Source organism: Streptomyces sp. 8L (assembly GCF_020176795.1).
GTDB lineage: Bacteria > Actinomycetota > Actinomycetes > Streptomycetales > Streptomycetaceae > Streptomyces.
Genome location: NZ_JAIUKE010000217.1, coordinates 1 through 3,710 on the forward strand (window position 1 = coordinate 1; position 3,710 = coordinate 3,710).

A 3,710-nucleotide genomic window follows, 5' to 3' on the forward strand; every position below is an offset into this window, starting at 1 on the left:
GTGCGGGAGGGCGTGGTGCCGGGCGAGGGCCGGTGGGGCCGGTGGCCGCGGGGCCGTGACCGTTCGGGGCCCCACCGACGGTTACATAATGAGCCAGGAACTTGTAGTTGAGTAGGTGTAGTTATCGTTTCGAAATATCCATGGCGCCCGCATGGCGTACGGTCCTGTCCAGGAACCGACCGGAAGGCCGAGGCGGATGGCGGCGAGAGCCAGGAGTGGGGAGCGGCGCGCCGAGATCATGCGCGCCGCGCTCGAGGTCATCGCGGAGCGCGGCTACCGCGGCACCACCCTCGGGGCGGTCGCGGAGCGCGTCGGCCTCACGCAGCAGGGGCTGCTCCACCATTTCCCCAGCAAGGAGGCGCTGCTCGTCGCCGTCCTCGAAGACCGCGACCACTGGGACACGGGAGGCGGCGCCCGCCGCCGCGAGGGCTGGCGCCTCGAACTGCTCACGTCCCTGGTCGACTACAACGCCATGCGGCCCGGCATCGTCCAGACGTTCTCCGCGCTGCTCGGCGAGAGCGTGACGGAGGACCACCCCGCGCGGGAGTTCTTCACCCACCGCTACGAGCAGGTGCGGGCCGACATGGCGGACTCCCTGCGCGACGAGTTCGGCGACCGCCTGCCCAGCGGCCTGACGCCGGAGCAGGCGGGCCCGCTCCTGACGGCGGTGATGGACGGCCTCCAGTACCAGTGGCTGCTCGACCCGGAGGCGGTCGACATGCCGGCCGTCTTCCGCCACTTCCTCACCCTGCTGCGCGGCGGCGACCCCGGCCCCGCCGCCGGCTGACGTCCGCACGGCAGGACCGCCGCGCCGGCCGGCGTCCCTCAAGCCGCCTAAGCCGCGGAACCCGCCGCCGTGACACGGGAGTAGGCGATCCGCGCCAGCGTTCCCTGGCCCGTCCTGCTCGGATGGAACAGGTCCCAGGGGCTGAGCAGCGCGGCCGAGAAGCGGTAGCCGAACACCGCGCCCCCGTCGTAGCGGCAGAGCGCGTCCCGCGCGCAGACGGTCCGCAGCACGCCGTTGTACGCCACGACCCGGTCGTACACCGTCTGCCTGCGCTCCGCGGCGGCGCTGTCGCTCTCGCCCTTCGCGGACCCCAGCATCGACGCGCAGATCCCCAGCTTCCACACCGCCCGGCCGAGCGGGTTGCCGTGCCCCTGCGCCCACAGGCGCCGCAGGTCGGGCACGCTCGCCACGTACACCTCCGTCCTCGGCGACGCGGCCCGCAGCCGGTGCAGCGCCGTCTCGAACGAGGCCCGGAACGAGGCGAGGGACGTCATGGCGGACACCGAAGGGCGGCAGGCGTCGTTCGCGCCCGCGAGCACGGTCACCAGGCCGGGCCGGTGCGCGGCCACCCGCGTCATCTGCGCGGGCAGATCCGCCATCCGCGCGCCCGACACGGCCAGGTTCCAGCTGTGCGCCTTCGCCCCCGCGGGGCCGAGCAGCCGCACCGCGAGGCTGTCCACCGCGGCGTCCGTCCCCGTGGACCACGACACCGAGGGGCAGTCGCTCAGCAGCCCGCAGGCGTCGAAGCCGCGGGTGATGGAGTCGCCGACGGCCGCCACGGATGCCGGCTTCGGGTTCCAGCTGGGCCCGGGAGCCGCCGAACGGGTGGTCCGGTGCGGCGCCGGGGCGTGGCGCGGGGCGCCGCAGCCCGTCACCGCGAACAGCGCCGCGGCAGTGCCCGCCGCGACCCCCGCGACCCCGTGCGCCCGGGGCCGCCGCGGGGCGTGCCCGCTCGGAGGCCGCCGCCTCGAACGCCCGAGCCGCCACCGCATGAAACGCCGCCTTTCCCGCTCAAGTGCCAGGTGAAACCGCCCCTGGCCTATGCGCCCTTCCGTCCCGTCCTCGCGAGTGAAAGCTTCGCGTAAATCGGACCCCGGTCCGACGGTACGCCGCCCCCGGACCCCCGCCACACGGTACTTTTTCAAGGTCTGACCAGTGGCACTCGACGCGCACGACTCCGGTACGTTGCATCACGTCACATCCTGTCCGTTTTTGCAGAGTTTGCGGAGATCTGCTTTCGATGATGTTTACTGAGGCCGCGGGGAAGGCGAACCTCGTCCCACACTGGAGGTCCCGGTGACGACACGTGGAGTCCTGTACGTGCACTCCGCACCGCGCGCGATGTGCCCGCACATCGAGTGGGCGGTCGGGGGCGTGCTCGGAGTACGGGTCCAGCTCGACTGGATCAGGCAGCCGGCCGCGCCCGGCACCTGGAGAGCCGAGTTCTCCTGGCAGGGACGGGCCGCCACGGCCTCCGAACTCGCGTCGTCCCTGCGCGGCTGGCAGATGCTCAGGTTCGAGGTCACCGCGGAGCCGAGCCCCGCCGCCGAGGGCGAGCGCTACAGCGCCACCCCCGACCTCGGCATCTTCCACGCCGTCACGGGCGTGCACGGCGACATCCTGGTCCCCGAGGACCGGCTGCGTGCGGCACTGGCCCGCTCGGAGCGCGGCGAGAGCGCGCTGGAGCCGGAGATCGCCAAGCTGCTGGGCAAGCCCTGGGACGACGAGTTGGAGCCGTTCCGCTACGCGGGCGAGGGCGCGCCGGTCCGCTGGCTCCACCAAGTCGTCTGACCCGCCGGGCCGCTCGGCCCTGCGCCTGCCCCCGCGTCCCCGCCGGGCCGGTCGGCCATCGGCCTGCCCCGCGTCCTGCCCGGCCTGCCTGTCGTCGTCCGCGCCGCGATCGGCCGTACGGTGGTGACCATGGTTGATCACAAGAACGTCGCCCTGCTCGGCACCGGCATCATGGGGGCCGCGATGGCCCGCAACCTCCTGCGTACGGGCCACGGCCTGCGCGTCTGGAACCGTACGCGTGCGAAGGCCGAGCCGCTGGCCGCCGACGGCGCCCAGGTCTTCGACACCGCCGCCGAGGCGGTCACCGGCGCCGATGTCGTCATCACGATGCTGTTCGACGGCCCCGCCACGCTGGAGACCATGCGGGACGCGGCCCCCGGCTTCGGGCGCGGCGCGGTGTGGCTCCAGTCCACGACCGTCGGGGTGGACGACGTCCCGCGGCTCGCCGCGTTCGGCGCGGAGCACGGCCTCGTCTTCGTCGACGGCCCCGTCCTCGGCACGAAGGCACCCGCGGAGGCCGGGAAGCTCACCACCCTCGCCGCCGGGCCCCAGGAGGCCCGCGAGGCGCTCGCGTCCGTCTTCGACGCGATCGGCGCGCGCACGGTCTGGGCAGGCGACGACGGGGCGAGCGCCGCCGCCACCCGCCTCAAGCTGGTCTGCAACAACTGGACGCTCGCGCTCACCCACGGCGCGGTCGAGTCCGTCGCCCTCGCCAAGGGCCTCGGCGTCGACCCGACGGCGTTCCTCGACACCATCAAGGGCGGCCTGATGGACTGCGGTTACGTCCACCTCAAGAGCGAAATGATCATGAACGGCGACTTCACGCCGAGCTTCGCGCTCACCAACGCCGCCAAGGACGCCCGGCTGATCGTCGCGGCGGCCGACGCGGCCGGCGTGCGGATGGACGTCACCGAGGCGGGCATCGAGCGCTTCCGCCGCGCCGAGGCGGACGGCCACGGCGACGAGGACATGGCGGCCGCCTACTTCGCCAGCTTCGACGACTGACGGCGCGCCGCTGCCCCGGACGGGCGCGGGGGGGGGGCCCCCCCCCGCCGGGGGGGGGGGGGCGCCCCCCGGGGGGGGGGCGGGGGCCGGGGCGGGCGGCGCCCGCGGGCCGCCGGCGCGCCGGAGA

General features: G+C 74.2%; 4 protein-coding genes. 3 read left to right on the plus strand and 1 reads right to left on the minus strand.

Annotation, left to right across the window (positions count from 1 at the left end; genetic code table 11):
• Window positions 1-151 precede the first annotated feature (151 nt).
• The gene (locus LCE31_RS19225) at window positions 152-787 is read left to right on the plus strand and encodes a TetR/AcrR family transcriptional regulator (RefSeq protein WP_225015781.1); all 636 of its coding nucleotides are present in this window, start codon (window positions 152-154) and stop codon (window positions 785-787) included.
• 47 nt (window positions 788-834) lie between these two features.
• Here the strand turns inward: LCE31_RS19225 and LCE31_RS19230 are convergent, their stop codons facing one another.
• Complete coding sequence (locus LCE31_RS19230; RefSeq protein ID WP_374118502.1) at window positions 835-1,779, minus strand: GDSL-type esterase/lipase family protein; 945 nt, start codon at window positions 1,777-1,779, stop codon at window positions 835-837.
• A gap of 304 nt (window positions 1,780-2,083) precedes the next feature.
• On the opposite strand from LCE31_RS19230, the gene LCE31_RS19235 reads away from it, so the two are divergent.
• Window positions 2,084-2,578, plus strand: a complete 495-nt coding sequence (locus LCE31_RS19235; RefSeq protein WP_225015783.1) for a DUF3145 domain-containing protein — start codon at window positions 2,084-2,086, stop codon at window positions 2,576-2,578.
• A 129-nt stretch (window positions 2,579-2,707) separates the two neighbouring features.
• Window positions 2,708-3,583 (plus strand): NAD(P)-dependent oxidoreductase, encoded by an 876-nt coding sequence (locus LCE31_RS19240; RefSeq protein ID WP_225015785.1) that lies wholly within the window; start codon window positions 2,708-2,710, stop codon window positions 3,581-3,583.
• Window positions 3,584-3,710: the final 127 nt, after the last annotated feature.